Annotated in this window: 11 protein-coding genes and 1 pseudogene; 7 read left to right on the top strand and 5 right to left on the bottom strand. The window is 45.2% G+C overall.

Annotation, left to right across the window (positions count from 1 at the left end; all coding sequences use genetic code 11):
- Positions 1 to 78 precede the first annotated feature (78 nt).
- Both glmS and GO620_RS14400 read left to right on the top strand, forming a co-directional pair.
- Positions 79 to 1,914: a glutamine--fructose-6-phosphate transaminase (isomerizing) gene (gene glmS, locus GO620_RS14405; RefSeq protein ID WP_157524466.1), complete on the top strand. Its 1,836-nt coding sequence runs from the start codon at positions 79 to 81 to the stop codon at positions 1,912 to 1,914.
- 58 nt (positions 1,915 to 1,972) lie between these two features.
- Entirely contained in the window at positions 1,973 to 2,908 is a 936-nt protein-coding gene (locus tag GO620_RS14400; RefSeq protein ID WP_157525123.1) for a hydrogen peroxide-inducible genes activator, read from the top strand.
- A gap of 85 nt (positions 2,909 to 2,993) precedes the next feature.
- Here GO620_RS14400 and GO620_RS17385 read toward each other — a convergent pair.
- The 3 genes and pseudogenes from GO620_RS17385 to GO620_RS14380 form a co-directional block, all read right to left on the bottom strand.
- A pseudogene (locus tag GO620_RS17385) lies at positions 2,994 to 3,914 on the bottom strand (DUF6607 family protein).
- A gap of 53 nt (positions 3,915 to 3,967) precedes the next feature.
- On the bottom strand, positions 3,968 to 4,132 hold the full coding sequence (locus tag GO620_RS17510; protein WP_394368562.1) for a GNAT family N-acetyltransferase: 165 nt from the start codon (positions 4,130 to 4,132) through the stop codon (positions 3,968 to 3,970).
- A gap of 8 nt (positions 4,133 to 4,140) precedes the next feature.
- Positions 4,141 to 4,467, bottom strand: a complete 327-nt coding sequence (locus GO620_RS14380) for a GNAT family N-acetyltransferase (protein WP_198173533.1) — start codon at positions 4,465 to 4,467, stop codon at positions 4,141 to 4,143.
- 55 nt (positions 4,468 to 4,522) lie between these two features.
- Between GO620_RS14380 and hisS the strand changes: the two genes are divergently transcribed.
- The gene (hisS, locus tag GO620_RS14375; RefSeq protein WP_157524462.1) at positions 4,523 to 5,893 is read left to right on the top strand and encodes a histidine--tRNA ligase; all 1,371 of its coding nucleotides are present in this window, start codon (positions 4,523 to 4,525) and stop codon (positions 5,891 to 5,893) included.
- Positions 5,894 to 5,995: 102 nt separating this feature from the next.
- On the opposite strand, the gene cphA is transcribed toward hisS, so the two are convergent.
- On the bottom strand, positions 5,996 to 8,617 hold the full coding sequence (gene cphA, locus GO620_RS14370; RefSeq protein WP_157524461.1) for a cyanophycin synthetase: 2,622 nt from the start codon (positions 8,615 to 8,617) through the stop codon (positions 5,996 to 5,998).
- Between the two features lie 151 nt (positions 8,618 to 8,768).
- Here cphA and GO620_RS14365 point away from each other — a divergent pair, with 151 nt between their 5' ends.
- From GO620_RS14365 to GO620_RS14350, 4 genes are all read left to right on the top strand, one after another.
- A complete protein-coding gene (locus GO620_RS14365; protein WP_157524460.1) occupies positions 8,769 to 9,680 on the top strand; it encodes a cyanophycinase in 912 nt (303 codons plus the stop codon).
- A gap of 95 nt (positions 9,681 to 9,775) precedes the next feature.
- Positions 9,776 to 10,618 carry an isoaspartyl peptidase/L-asparaginase gene (locus GO620_RS14360; RefSeq protein ID WP_157524459.1) on the top strand — a complete coding sequence of 281 codons (843 nt, stop codon included), beginning with the start codon at positions 9,776 to 9,778 and terminating at the stop codon, positions 10,616 to 10,618.
- 136 nt (positions 10,619 to 10,754) lie between these two features.
- Positions 10,755 to 11,312, top strand: coding sequence for a hypothetical protein (locus GO620_RS14355; protein ID WP_157524458.1), 558 nt, complete (start codon positions 10,755 to 10,757; stop codon positions 11,310 to 11,312).
- Positions 11,313 to 11,488: 176 nt separating this feature from the next.
- Entirely contained in the window at positions 11,489 to 13,624 is a 2,136-nt protein-coding gene (locus GO620_RS14350; protein WP_157524457.1) for a carboxy terminal-processing peptidase, read from the top strand.
- Between the two features lie 65 nt (positions 13,625 to 13,689).
- Here GO620_RS14350 and GO620_RS14345 read toward each other — a convergent pair whose 3' ends face one another.
- Positions 13,690 to 14,187, bottom strand: coding sequence for a DinB family protein (locus tag GO620_RS14345; RefSeq protein WP_157524456.1), 498 nt, complete (start codon positions 14,185 to 14,187; stop codon positions 13,690 to 13,692).
- Between the last annotated feature and the right edge of the window lie 2 nt (positions 14,188 to 14,189).

Raw genomic sequence — 14,189 nt, 5'->3', positions numbered from 1 at the left:
TCTGATTTGGCTTGTAAATGCTTAGTTTAGCGAGCGTTTACAAGCCTTTTTGGTTTAAATATTATAATACAGACTACTATGTGCGGAATTGTTGGTTATATAGGTTTTAGGGATGCTTATCCCATTGTGATAAAAGGACTACACAGGCTTGAGTACCGGGGTTACGATAGTGCCGGTGTCGCTGTGCAAAATAATGGCCTCAAGGTTTATAAAAAGGCCGGAAAAGTAAGTGACCTGGAGAACTTTGTAAAGGATATTGATACAGACGGTACCGTTGCCATGGGGCACACTCGTTGGGCTACCCATGGCGCACCGAGCGACCGCAATTCACATCCCCATTCATCGGGCGACAGAAAACTTACCATTATCCATAATGGCATTATTGAAAACTATGCTGTAGTAAAAGAGGCCCTGCTTGCAAAAGGCCACGTCTTTAAAAGCGATACAGATACCGAGGTTTTGATACACCTTGTTGAAGATATCCGCAACGAAACCAATCTTGATCTAAATGAATGTGTGCGTCTTGCTTTAAACAGGGTAGTTGGCGCTTATGCTATCGTAATCATGAGCGTTGATGATCCCGATCAGATCATTGCTGCACGAAAGGGCAGCCCGATGGTAATTGGCGTGGGGAAAGGCGAATATTTCATAGCCTCTGATGCAACTCCAATTGTTGAGTATACCAAAAATGTGATATACCTTAACGATAATGAGATCGCTTACATAAAACGTGACGACTTGTTAATCAAGAGCATTGACAACAAAGTGCAAACGCCGTATATCCAAAAACTGGAGTTGCAGTTAGAGATGTTAGAAAAGGGCGGCTACGATCACTTTATGTTAAAAGAGATATATGAGCAACCACGCTCTGTGGGTGACTGTCTCCGCGGGCGTATTTACCCCGACAGGGGGCTGGTTCAATTAGGAGGGATTAAGGAATATGCGGAAAAACTTAAAAATATTGACCGAATTATAATCGTGGCCTGTGGTACGTCGTGGCATGCAGGCTTAGTTGGCGAATATTTGATCGAAGAATATGCCCGTGTGCCGGTCGAGGTTGAGTACGCTTCTGAGTTTAGATACCGTAACCCGATAATTACTGAAAAGGATGTTGTTATTGCAATATCGCAATCAGGAGAAACAGCTGATACGATGGCTGCTATTGAATTGGCAAAAGAACGGGGTGCCACAATATTTGGTATCTGCAATGTAGTGGGAGCATCAATTCCACGCCTAAGCCATGCCGGCGTTTATACACATGCCGGTCCGGAAATTGGTGTGGCATCAACAAAAGCATTTACGGCACAGGTTACGGCACTTACCATGCTAGCGTTTTATACAGCACAGCAACGCGGTGCTATTACAGAAAGCAAGCTGATTGAATACCTTACAGAGCTAAACAACATCCCTGCGCTGATACAAAAAACCTTTGCGGCGAATGATCACATCAAAACAATTAGCGAAGAATATAAAGATGCTTCAAACTGTTTATTCCTGGGTCGCGGAAGCTCGTTTCCGGTCGCCTTGGAGGGTGCTTTAAAGCTTAAAGAAATATCCTACATTCACGCAGAAGGTTATCCTGCTGCAGAGATGAAGCACGGGCCTATCGCCTTAATAGACGCGGATATGCCGGTTGTGTTTATCGCCACGCAAAATTCTTCTTATGAGAAAGTAATTTCTAACATCCAGGAAGTGAAAGCCCGTGGCGGCCGCGTTATTGCCATAGTAACTGAAGGCGATACAATTGTGCGCGATATGGCAGAACATACCATTGAGATACCGGAAGTGTCAGAAGCATTTGTGCCGCTTTTGGCAACTATCCCGCTGCAGTTATTGTCATATCATATCGCGGTTTTACGTGGCTGCAATGTAGACCAGCCAAGAAACCTTGCAAAATCAGTAACTGTGGAATAGGCATTGTTAATTGTTATAATCAAAATCGATATCTTTGAAAAAAGATATCGATTTTTTTATGACTGTTACCCAGTTAGAGTATGTTGTAGCCGTTGACACCTATCGCAGTTTTGTTGCCGCTGCAGAAAAATGCTTCGTAACCCAGCCTACATTAAGTATGCAGGTACAAAAGTTAGAAGATACGCTTGGCGTCAAAATATTCGACCGCAGTAAACAACCAGTAGTTCCTACTGAAATTGGCGAAGATATCATCGTTCAGGCTCGTGTTTTACTTGCAGAGCACCAGAAAATAAAGGAGATCATCACAGACAGGCAAAAGGACTTGGCTGGCGAATTGAAGATCGGGATCATCCCGACTGTCGCACCCTATTTGCTACCCAAGCTCATCAGCAAATTCATGGCGAAGTATCCTCAGGTAAAACTGATGGTATGGGAACAAACCACAGAACAGATCATTCATCAAATAAAATCAGGTGTGCTGGATTGCGGGATACTATCTACTCCGTTGCATGAGGCATCACTAACAGAAACGCCGCTTTTTTACGAAAACTTCGTGGCCTACGTTGCCAAGAACAGCCGCCTCGCTCCAAAGAAACATATTACTCCGGACGATATAGAAATGAGTGAATTGTGGCTGTTAAACGAGGGCCATTGCATGCGCGACCAGGTATTAAACGTTTGTCAGCGCCGCAAAAGCAGCCGTGGCTTTCAGCATCTGGAGTATAATACTGGTAGTATCGAGACCCTAAAACGTATGGTTGACCAAAACGACGGTATGACTATATTACCCGAACTGGCCTTAAGCGAACTAACGGAAAAGCAGCTCGACAAGGTGCGCTATTTCAAATCGCCGGAGCCAGCCCGTGAAATAAGTCTGGTAACACAAAAGAATTTTGTAAAACGCCGCATGATAGATTCGCTTAAGAACGAGATACTCGATTTTATCCCCAAACGCTTACGAACCAAAAAGAAGAAAGAGATGATAGATATTTAGAAGAATGGGGTCATCCCGAACTTGTTTCGGGATCCCTCCTGACTGGGATGTGAGATGCCGAAACAAGTTGGGCATGACTTGGTTTTTATACGCCCTTTATCAAATACCTATCTATCACTTTGCGCACTTCTGACTTATTTTTAGCTGCATCCCAATGCTCCTTGACAGATCTGTCACCAAGATCAAATAGATGTTCGTAAAGCACCTTTCCATCTTTCTTGCCTTCAATTTTTACTGTTGGATTTGCCGCGTAAACAGAATCCCAAACTAAACGGACATCATTCCAGTAACTTTGCTGGCTTTTCCACCATTGTTGCGCGTAGGAAAACTTAGCAGGGTCTGCCTTGGTAAACTCTTCGTAGCCTTTTTCCTGGGCCAGCAGCTTATCACCAGCAGGTGTGCGCACTATTTTCTTATTGTCCTGCTCAAACATCCAGCCATTACCTGTCAGATAAATGCGGTTGCCGCGGCGTAGAACATTATAATCGCTGCGCTTGGTAAACTCGCGGCGTGGCAAAGGCGAGTCTGTTTCGCTATGCCATTCGTGGCGGCCGTCAACATGTACCCATGTGCCAATTCCTTCATAACGCGGGCTATCATCCACCTGATAAACGCGCTGTACCCAGCGGCCTTTTACATCGGCTGCAGGCAACGTCACCCGTTTTCAAGTGTTGTCTTTATCAAACGATAACATAGCTGGGCTTTCATATTCCCAATCCTCGCGCCAGTGTTTTATTACGGTACTATCGCCAACAACCAGCAGGTGTTGTATTACGATTTTCTTTAGAGAATCTTCTGCAATTACAGCCCATTCATAACCCCATGAATTATATCTCGGATGATATTTGTACGCCGTGTCGGGCGCGAAGGTTTCGGCGTAATTAAACGTTACCTTGTAAAAACCTGCCAGTGCCTCAATGGCTTTGCGGTCTTGCTCAAACTTAGATTGTGCACTTACATAAGCTACTGATAGGCTAAGAATTACAGCAATAATTATTCGTTTCATGATTTTAGTTTAGAATGATTCTAAACACAAATGAACAAATAAAAAACAAATTGTCAAGATGTTATCTGATAGAAAGATAGGTGCATAGCCAAAAAGTCTATAATGCCCTTGTCTGCAAAGCCGGCTTTCTCCAAAACTTTTCTCGACCCGATATTTTCAGGCACAGTGACCGCGTAAACTAAGTCTACGCCTTTTTGATTGAAAGCGTAATCAACAATTCCCTTTGTTATCTCAGTCCCGGCGCCGTTTCCCCATAAAACTTTTCAAGGGAGTAACCCACCTCATGACCTTCTAAACTCTCCCGGCTGGGTAACAGCATAGCATTTGCGACCAGTTTGCCGGTCCGTTTATCTTCTACGCCCCAACGGCCCAGGCCCGGGTTGCTTTTATAAAAATCCAGATTGGCGTTGAAAATTGTTGACCATTCTTCCCTGCTTCGCTGAGGCAGATAAACTTTCACCTCGGGGTCTGTAAGTAAGCGAACGAAATCATCCAGATCTGCCGGAAGATATTCTCTGATTATAAAGCGTTCGGTCTCAAAAATGATTGCCATAATTGCTAAGCTAACCATTTAGCCGATTAACCTGTCAAATTTTTACCTTTGCCGCATGGCTGCTGTAAAACCAACCGTACCCAAAGGGACCCGCGATTTCTCGCCTGCCGAGATGGTGAAGCGTAATTATATTTTCGATACCATTAAAAGCGTTTTCCGCAAGTACGGCTATCAGCAAATAGAAACCCCAACGATGGAAAACCTTTCGACATTGACAGGTAAATACGGCGATGAAGGTGATAAATTGATTTTTAAAGTCTTGAACAGCGGCGATTATTTAGCCAAGGCCGATGCGGCGGCGCTTGAAACACGCAATTCTAACCAGGCCACCTCTTCAATTTCAGAAAAAGCCTTGCGCTACGATCTTACTGTTCCTTTCGCGCGCTATGTGGTAATGCATCAAAACGAGATCACGATGCCGTTCAAGCGTTTCCAGGTGCAGCCTGTTTGGCGGGCCGATCGCCCGCAGAAAGGCCGTTACCGTGAGTTTTATCAATGCGATGCTGATGTGGTAGGATCTGATTCATTGCTCAATGAAGCAGAATTTGTCATGATCTACGATGAAGCCTTATCAAACCTTGGACTTCAAGATTTTACCATCAAGATCAATAATCGAAAAATACTGGCAGGCATTGCAGAGATCATCGGCAAGCCCGGGCTGATCGTTGACATGACGGTTGCCATAGACAAGCTTGATAAAATTGGATTGAATGGTGTGGTAGACGAATTGCTTACAAAGGGTTTCACCAGAGAAGATATAGACAAGCTTGAACCGATCATCTTGTTAGAAGGCGGTAATTACGACAAACTAAACAAGCTTAAGCATGTGCTTGCAGCATCAGCAACTGGGCTAAAAGGTTGTGAAGAGATTGAAGAGATTCTTGAGTATATCAACAATATAAAACTAAAACGGGCTACATTGGAATTGGATATCACCCTTGCCCGGGGATTGAATTACTATACCGGCGCCATCTTCGAAGTGAAAACGAATGAGACGACTATGGGGAGCATAGGCGGTGGCGGCCGTTATGACGACCTTACCGGCATGTTTGGCTTAAAAGGCTTAACAGGGGCAGGTATCTCTTTTGGTGCCGACCGTATATATGACGTGTTGAAAGAGCTCGGCTTGTTCCCTGAAGGCAGCACCCAAACTACAAAAGTATTGATCTGCACATTTGACAAAGGCGGCGAGGTTTATGCGTTGCCGCTCTTGCAGCACCTTCGTGCCGAAGGTGTGAATGCGGAACTTTACCCGTCGGGAACTAAGATCAAAAAGCAATTCGACTACGGTAATGCTAAAAACATTCCCTACGTTATCGTAATAGGCAGCGACGAAATTGAAAGCGGCCATCTCACTTTCAAAGACATGCAGAGCGGCCATCAGGAAAAGCTGACTAAAGAGCAGATATTGGCGAAGGTGAAGTAATTAAAATATAATTTGTCATCATGAGTGAAACGAAGGATCTTATGCGTTTATGCAGTTACGCATAAGATCCTTCACTACGTTCAGAATGACAACAATTTCTATCTACAACCCGTTATGCCTTTCTTTTTCCTGTGCGTTTTGTACTAGCTCTACCGCATTATCTACAGCATCGCTTAGCGTGGTGATAAACGCGCCGGGTTTAGCCAGGCTTATGGTATATGCGATCGGATCCTGGTCAGCAGTGAGCCATTCAACAGGTATGTCGGGTTTTACCGAGCGTATACCTTCTTCCATCAGCCCTAAAATATTTTCACGCGTACGGCCTCTGGTATGATTTTCCTGACGAAGCAAGATATGGTCAAACATATCTGCTGCGATAACGCCCAACTCGCGAATATCGTCGTCGCGACGGTCGCCCGTGCCGGCAATCAAGCCTATCTTTTGCGGCGAATCAACTGACTTTAAAAACTCTTTTACACCGTGATAACCATCAGGATTGTGCGCAAAATCGACCATAAAGCGGAAGTCTTTAAAATTAAAGATGTTCATGCGGCCCGGGGTTTGCGCCGCGGACGGGATAAATGTAGTTAAGGACGTCTTTATCTCTTCAGTCTTGATGCCCCAAAGGTAGGCAGCGAGCGTTGCCGCCATCACATTTTCAATCATGAATGACACTGTACCGCCAAATGTAAGCGGGATAAGCCCTGTACGTTGTACGCGTATCTTCCAGTCGCCGCGTTGAATGGTTATGTATCCGTTTTCGCAGATACAAGCGATACCGCCCTTGGCGCAATGCGCTTTTATTACCGGGTTACTTTCGCTCATGCTAAAATAGGCCACCTTACAATCTGCACGCTTGCCTATCTTCACACAATAAGGATTGTCTGCATTTAATACACCCCAACCATCTTTTTTAACGGCGTTGATCACTACTTCCTTAACACGGGTAAGGTCATCCAGGTTATGAATGTCTGATATACCCAAGTGATCTTCCTGAATGTTGGTAATTACGCCGATATCGCATTTGCTAAATCCAAGGCCATTGCGCAGAATGCCGCCACGAGCCGTCTCTAAAACGGCGAAGTTTACGGAAGGATCTTTTAAAATAAACTCAGTGCTTTTTGGCCCGGTAGTATCACCTTTTAGCATCATGGTGTTTTGCACATAGATACCGTCCGATGTGGTAAAGCCGACCTGATAGCCCCCATTTTTAATGAGGTGCGCAATTAAGCGCGTTGTAGTGGTCTTTCCGTTGGTACCGGTGGTAGCAATGATAGGTATCCTGGCCGATTTGCCCGGCGGGTACAGCATATCTATTACATGGCCCGCAACATTTCTCGGCAGGCCTTCGCTCGGGGCGATATGCATCCGGAAGCCCGGGGCTGCATTTACTTCCAGCACCACGCCGCCATTTTCTGTTAGCGGCTCTTCCAGGTTCTCGGCCATGATGTCTATGCCGCAAATATCTAACCCTATTACCTGTGAAATGCGCTCACAAATGAACACGTTAAGCGGGTGTACATGGTCAGTAACATCTACAGACGTACCGCCTGTGCTCAAGTTAGCAGTTGATTTTAAGAAAACGATCTCTCCTGCCGGCGGAATGGTTTCCAAAGTATAATCCCTCTTTTTTAGGAGATCGAGTGTATCCCGGTCTACAGCAATTTCGGTCAGCACATTTTCATGGCCATAGCCCCGGCGCGGGTCAGAGTTTTCTTTGTCTATCAGCTGTTGGATAGTAAGTGCGCCATCGCCTTGCACATGAGCTGGTTTACGCAGCGCCGCGGCTACCATCTTATTATCTATCACCAGCACCCGGAAATCATATCCGGTGATAAACTTTTCGACTATTACCCTGCGCGAAATGCGGGCAGCATATTCAAAAGCTGCAATGGCCTCTTCTTCTGTTTTTACGTTGATCGTAGCGCCGCGGCCGTGGTTGCCATCCAATGGTTTAAACACCAATGGGAAACCAATTTTACGGATTGCCTGCGGCACTTCGTGGGCCGCGGTAATGGTCATGCCTTTGGCAACCGGGATGGCGTGTTCCTGTAAAATGCGTTTTGTCTCGTCCTTATTGCCCGCCAGATCAACGGCTATACTGCTGGTTTTCTCTGTCATCGTCGCTCGGATGCGTACCTGGTTTTTACCGTAGCCCAATTGTACCAGCGACTGATTGTTGAGTCTTATCCAGGGGATGTCTCTTGCAATAGCTTCCTCTACGATAGAACCTGTACTCGGACCGAGGCGTGTATGCTCGCGTATCTCGCGCATTTGCTGGATGTCTTTTTCCAGATCATATTCTTCGCCTGCGATCAGTGCTTCTGCGATTCGCACTGCCGACTCGGCCGCGAAAATACCCACCTTCTCTTCCAGGTAATTAAATACTACATTGTAAGTACCGGGCGTATGCGTTTCGCGGGTGCGGCCAAAACCCGTGTTCATACCCGCCAGGGTTTGTGTTTCCAAAGCAATATGCTCTATCACATGGCCCATCCAGGTGCCCGACTCGATCCGCTGAAAAAATCCACCAGGCACCCCGGGAGAACAACGGTGATTATATAAAGAAGGAATAAGCGCTTTAAGCCTTTCATAAAAACCATCTATCTTGTTGGTAGGCTTGTGCTCCATCTCTTCGAGATTTAGCCTCATTTGAATCAATTTTTTTCGGCTGGTGCTCCAGATGTTTGGGCCGCGAAGTACCTGTATATTTTCAATTTTCATAGTAGTTTGACAAGTGATGGTAGTAGTTATAATTCTAAAGCTACTAATTGGCGTAACGCGATAAAAACTTTTAAGCCAGAATTGCAATATTTGTTTTAAAACCGGCTGCTTTACCCGCTTTTTTTGTTAATTTGTAATAGAGGACAACAAAATGGCAGCACCCAAAGGGAAATTAATCATAATTGGCGGTGCGGTTGACATGGGTAGTAGTTTAGGCGCGCTTGAATACACCAATCAGCCGCTTAATAGACTTAAATTTTTCGAGCGCGGGATACTTCGCCGCATTATAACAGAATCCGGCAAAGAAGAAGGCGTACATGTGGAAGTAATTACCACGGCTTCGCAAATACCCGAACTGGTTGGCGTAGAATATATCCAGGCTTTTAATCAGTTAAACGTCATCAACGTAAATATCCTCGACATCCGCACACGCGAAGATGCCGGCAAAGAGGAATACCTTGAACGTATCCGCAAAGCAGATGTAGTGATGTTCAGCGGCGGCGACCAGCTGCGCCTCACCTCTATATTTGGCGGCACGCAATTTCTGCAGATATTAAAACAGCGCTACCAGGACGAAGCTTTCGTTATAGCAGGCACATCTGCCGGCGCCGCGGCCGCGTCAGCGAATATGATCTATCGCGGGCAAGCTAACGAGGCTTTGATAAAAGGCGAGGTTCAGATCACCGCAGGCCTTGGTTTCATAGACTCGGTCTTTATTGATACACACTTTGTACAGCGCGGCCGCATTGGCCGCTTATTTTATGCGGTTGCCAGTAACCCGGGTATCCTGGGCATTGGTTTGGGTGAAGACACAGGCTTGCTCATAACCGAAGGTTACATGATGGAAGCAATAGGTTCCGGGTTGATTATTTTGGTTGATGGACGCAACATTGTAGAAACCAATATTTATAATGTCGAATTGGGTTCGCCAATTTCTATAGAAAGCTTGCGCGTGCATGTGATGTCCATTTTTGACAAATACGATCTGGAGCAGAAAAAACTATTTATTAAAAAAGCTGTGCTTGTAGAAGACGGCGTTTATTTGCAGGCACCTGACAGGTAGCCTCACCCAACCCTCTCCAAAGGAGAGGGCTTGAGGTTGGGGATGTTAGTAAATTTTAGTTCCCTCTCCTTTGGAGAGGGTTAGGAAGAGGTTAAATGAAACTCATTATACACGGCGGATTTTTTAGCGAATCGCTTACCAACCAGGAAGTCAAAAAGGCGAAACAGGAGGCTTTGCGTGATATCGTGACCAAAGGTTACGAGTATTTACAAACACATACTGCTACGGAAACCGTGGTTTACACAGTTTCTTTGTTGGAGGACTGCGACCTCTTTAATGCAGGTACAGGCTCGCAGATACAAAGCGATGGGAAGATCAGGCTTAGTGCCGCATTAATGGATGGAAAAACGCAAAAGCTGTCCGGCGTGATAAATGTTGAGGACATAAAAAACCCCATCCAGGTTGCGGAAAAGTTGATGGCATTCCCTGACCGCGTGCTGAGCGGCACAGGCGGACAAGATTTTGCACGAGAACATGGCTTTGAACATTACAACCCCGAAATTTCGCAGCGCAGGCAGGAATACGAAAAGAAGCTTAGCGATTCCATCCGCTTGGGAACGGTTGGCTGTGTGGCGCTGGACGCTGAGGGGAATATTGCAGCCGGAACGTCGACAGGCGGCAAGGGATTTGAAATGCCTGGGCGCGTGAGCGACTCAGCGACAACGGCAGGTAATTATGCTAATCAATTTGCCGGAATCTCTTGCACGGGCGTGGGAGAGGATATTGTAAGCGCTTCCGTAGCGTCTACCATTGTAACCAGGGTTACCGACGGATTTACTATTGAAGCGGCGACTAAGAAAACGCTTGATGAAATGAAGCCTTACGATGGCTTTGCCGGCGTGATAGGTATTGCGAAGAATGGCGATGTTTTTCATGCCGACACACATCCGTACATGGTGTGGGCAAGTCATGATGGCAACGTGCAGGTTTTCAATTAGTAACTGCTATATTTACGTGTTGATGATAATTAATTAAGCAAACGATTTATTATATTTGCTTACTAATTAATTTGATTAAACCCAGGGCAAAAAATTTATGAAGGCAATCCTACTTGTTTGTTTTTGTGCTTTAACTATGTCTGCTTCGGCAAAAAATGAGCGTTACCCTCAGCTCAGCCCGGTTACGGATAATACCATTAAGGGATTTTCTAAAAAGGTAAATAAGGTCGTTAAATTAAAACGGACTTACCTTGCGCAGAGCGAGTACAGCTTAGAGCTTGCCGAAAATACAGTGATGAAAACCGCTCAGCATAATATGCGCTTTAGGGTTTATGACTTGGCTAGTTACAATTTTAGCGAGCTTGCACAATTGTATATTCAACAAGGCAGGTACTCAGAAGCCAAGTGGTTCTTTTTGCAAAGCAACATGTTATCGCGTCAGCAAAACAACGATAAGCTAACCATCAGTAACCTGCTTAATCTCGCTGAAGTTAAATCGAAGATAGGCGATTTCGTCCTTGCCCAGGACGACCTGTTCGAGGCGCGCGACATGGCATCGGCACATGGCTGGTTGACAGACGTGATCAGCGTAGAAAAAAAGTTGAAAGCCATTCAGCTTAGCCGTGTGCTCAACACCAAAACAGAGTTACGCTACGCCAGCAACGCCAAAGCAGAAACAGCGTCAGTAAACTGATAGCCATTGCTGCGCCACCGGCAATGCTTCTTGACAATATTTGAAACATTATAACGTAATATTGTATTAGTAAAAATGAGAGACAGCTTTGTGGCTGTCTCTTTTTATATACTTTAGCGTTTCATAGTTTCTTATCAATGTTTGATAACACCCTCGGTTTAAATACAGTAAAAGATATGTTCAAGAGATTTTATATGCTGGTTGTGCTGGGCGCCGCTCTGGCCTGCAATGCCGCTCCAAGCCAAAAAGTGCCTGTTACTACACCCGGAGATCTGCAGCCCGATGCGCAACAAAGCGTGGTATTAAAGGAAGTGGCTAGCCTCATCAGCCGTTATAATTATAAAAAGGTTCCGCTTGATGATTCTTTGTCCAAGATCATTTATAACCGTTACCTCAAATCTTTAGATGAAAACCACAACTACCTGTTAGCATCAGATGTAAAACAATTTGAAACTTATAAATTGAAACTGGACGATGACATTCAGGAAGGTAATCTCAATGATGTATTCCAAATGTTTAACGTGTACAAGAAACGTTATAACGATCGCATCAAATATTCACTTTCGCAATTGAACAACAAATTCGATTTCAACCAGAATGAGGACTTTGTTTACGACCGTGATAGCCTGCCTTTTGTCGCTTCAGAAGCAGACATGAATGTCTTGTGGACAAAACGTGTAAAATACGACTTGTTAAATCTTAGGTTGGCCAGCGCAGATGAAGCCAAAAATAAAGAGACGCTCAAAAAGCGTTACGAGAACCTGATAAGTCAGTTTAATAAACTGAACAACCAGGACGTTTTTCAATTCTTTATGGACGCGGTGACTAATTCTATCGATCCGCACACAACCTACTTCAACCCGGCAAATGCTGCGCAGTTCAATATTGAGATGTCTAAGACACTGGAAGGTATTGGGGCTACACTCGCATCGGAAAATGATTATGTAACTATAAAAAGTATTGTTCCGGGCGGGCCGGCAGACAAGAGCAAGCAGATCTATGTTGACGACCGTATAGTCGCGGTAGCCCAGGGCGCCAACGGCGAGTTTCAGGATATTATTGGCTGGAGGGTTGATAACGCGATAACGTTAATACGTGGCGCGAAGGGAACCTTGGTTCGATTGAAATTATTGTCAAAAGGAAAAAGCCTGGCAGATAAGCCACACGTGGTAGAGTTGGTTCGCGAAAAAATTGTGGTGCAGGATCAGTCGGTAAAGAAAGAAATTAAAACTTATAACGAGAATGGCCGCACGTATAAAATAGGCATCATAAATGTACCGGCGTTTTATATTGATTTTGCCGCTTACAAAGCCGGTGACCCTAATTATAAAAGCACCACCCGTGACGTTAAGCTAATCCTGGATACATTAAAGAGGCAAAACGTTGATGGCGTAGTAATGGACCTTCGCCAAAATGGCGGCGGCTCTTTGGTGGAGGCAATCGATCTAAGCGGCTTGTTCATTAAAACAGGTCCGGTTGTACAGGTTAGGGATGTAAAAAATAAAATTGAAGTTGACCAGGACGAAGATCCGGCAATAGCATGGACAGGTCCGATGGCAGTTTTAACAGACCGATTCAGCGCATCAGCATCAGAGATATTTGCAGGTGCCATGCAAGATTATGGGCGCGCTTTAATTATCGGAACCCAGACTTACGGTAAGGGCACTGTACAAAGTGTAATTGACCTTGACCAGGTGATCAGCCCATCGGTTAGCGACATGATCGCCCGTGTAACCAATAAACAAAAGGTTGCAGGCTCACAGTCTAAATTTGGTCAGTTGAATTTGACAATGGCCAAGTTTTACCGCATCAGCGGCGGCAGTACGCAGCATAAAGGTGTTACACCTGACATTAGCTTCCCGGCAATTATCCCATTGGATAAATATGGCGAAGATACCGAACCATCCGCGTTACCATACGATATGATACAGCCAAGCCCGTACAGCAAAGTGGGCGACTTTAGCGCCGTATTGCCAACTTTAAAGCAAATGCACAACAGCCGTATGGCAAACAACGTGAGCTATAAATATTTGCTGGAAGATATCGCCGATTTCAAAAAACGGGATGCTGAAAAAAGCATCACCCTTAATGAACAGCAATTGAAGCAAAAACGTGATGCCGACGAAGCACGCAGCCTTGAGCATGATAATCAGCGCCGGGTTGCGATGGGCTTACAGCCATTGAAAAAGGGAGCTCCGCGCCCTAAGAATGAAGACCTTGATTTCTTAAAATATGAAGCGGGCCAAATCGTTACTGATTATGCCAGCATGGGAAATAAGATGACCGCTGCACCAACAAAGGTCGATCCATAATAATAGTTTAACATAAACGAACACAGCCCGCAACTTGCGGGCTGTGTTCGTTTACAAGAAATTGGTTATAAAACTTCTTTGATCTTTTTCATCTGGTGGATGTGCCTTTGCGTATGCGCACTGGTAAAATTGAGCATTTCGCTGCGCGTAAGCTGACCTATGGTAGGGAATTCAAAGCCGGTACACAATTGAGTAAGGTCTTCTGTCGCGGCGATTTCTGCAAGTTTATCCAATATAGAAACGATCTTCTGCTCCAGATCATCTTTGTCATGATGGTCTGTCGATGGTTGCAATGCCGGCGCTGCCTCATACTTCGCCTCAAAATCAAGAAACATGTCCCGCAAAGTTTTTACATGCTGCTCCGGTTCGCGTGTTGATGGCACGGTATTGCGCATTAGTAACAGCGGAAGTCCGCGCATCGATTTATGGATGTGCTCAGCGGCCTGGCCCGCCGTCCAGCCGCCTATGCCCGGCACTTTATTAAACTGCTCGTCATCGAAATTATGGATCGTTTGTTTCAGATCTAAACTTACAGCTTTAAATTCTTTTGCTAATTTATTCATGG

The organism is Mucilaginibacter ginkgonis (assembly GCF_009754905.2).
Classification (GTDB): domain Bacteria; phylum Bacteroidota; class Bacteroidia; order Sphingobacteriales; family Sphingobacteriaceae; genus Mucilaginibacter; species Mucilaginibacter ginkgonis.
The sequence above is the reverse complement of the archived record's forward strand: the minus strand, read 5'-3'. Positions and strand labels throughout refer to the sequence as shown.

Excerpts from the sequence above, each read along its gene's own strand:
- GO620_RS14360 (WP_157524459.1), top strand. The coding sequence starts at position 9,776 with ATGAAACTCATTATACACGGCGGATTTTTTAGCGAATCGCTTACCAAC.
- GO620_RS14345 (WP_157524456.1), bottom strand. The coding sequence starts at position 14,187 with ATGAATAAATTAGCAAAAGAATTTAAAGCTGTAAGTTTAGATCTGAAA.
- GO620_RS14350 (WP_157524457.1), top strand. The coding sequence starts at position 11,489 with ATGTTCAAGAGATTTTATATGCTGGTTGTGCTGGGCGCCGCTCTGGCC.
- cphA (WP_157524461.1), bottom strand. The coding sequence starts at position 8,617 with ATGAAAATTGAAAATATACAGGTACTTCGCGGCCCAAACATCTGGAGC.
- GO620_RS14365 (WP_157524460.1), top strand. The coding sequence starts at position 8,769 with ATGGCAGCACCCAAAGGGAAATTAATCATAATTGGCGGTGCGGTTGAC.
- hisS (WP_157524462.1), top strand. The coding sequence starts at position 4,523 with ATGGCTGCTGTAAAACCAACCGTACCCAAAGGGACCCGCGATTTCTCG.
- glmS (WP_157524466.1), top strand. The coding sequence starts at position 79 with ATGTGCGGAATTGTTGGTTATATAGGTTTTAGGGATGCTTATCCCATT.
- GO620_RS14380 (WP_198173533.1), bottom strand. The coding sequence starts at position 4,467 with ATGGCAATCATTTTTGAGACCGAACGCTTTATAATCAGAGAATATCTT.
- GO620_RS14355 (WP_157524458.1), top strand. The coding sequence starts at position 10,755 with ATGTCTGCTTCGGCAAAAAATGAGCGTTACCCTCAGCTCAGCCCGGTT.
- GO620_RS14400 (WP_157525123.1), top strand. The coding sequence starts at position 1,973 with ATGACTGTTACCCAGTTAGAGTATGTTGTAGCCGTTGACACCTATCGC.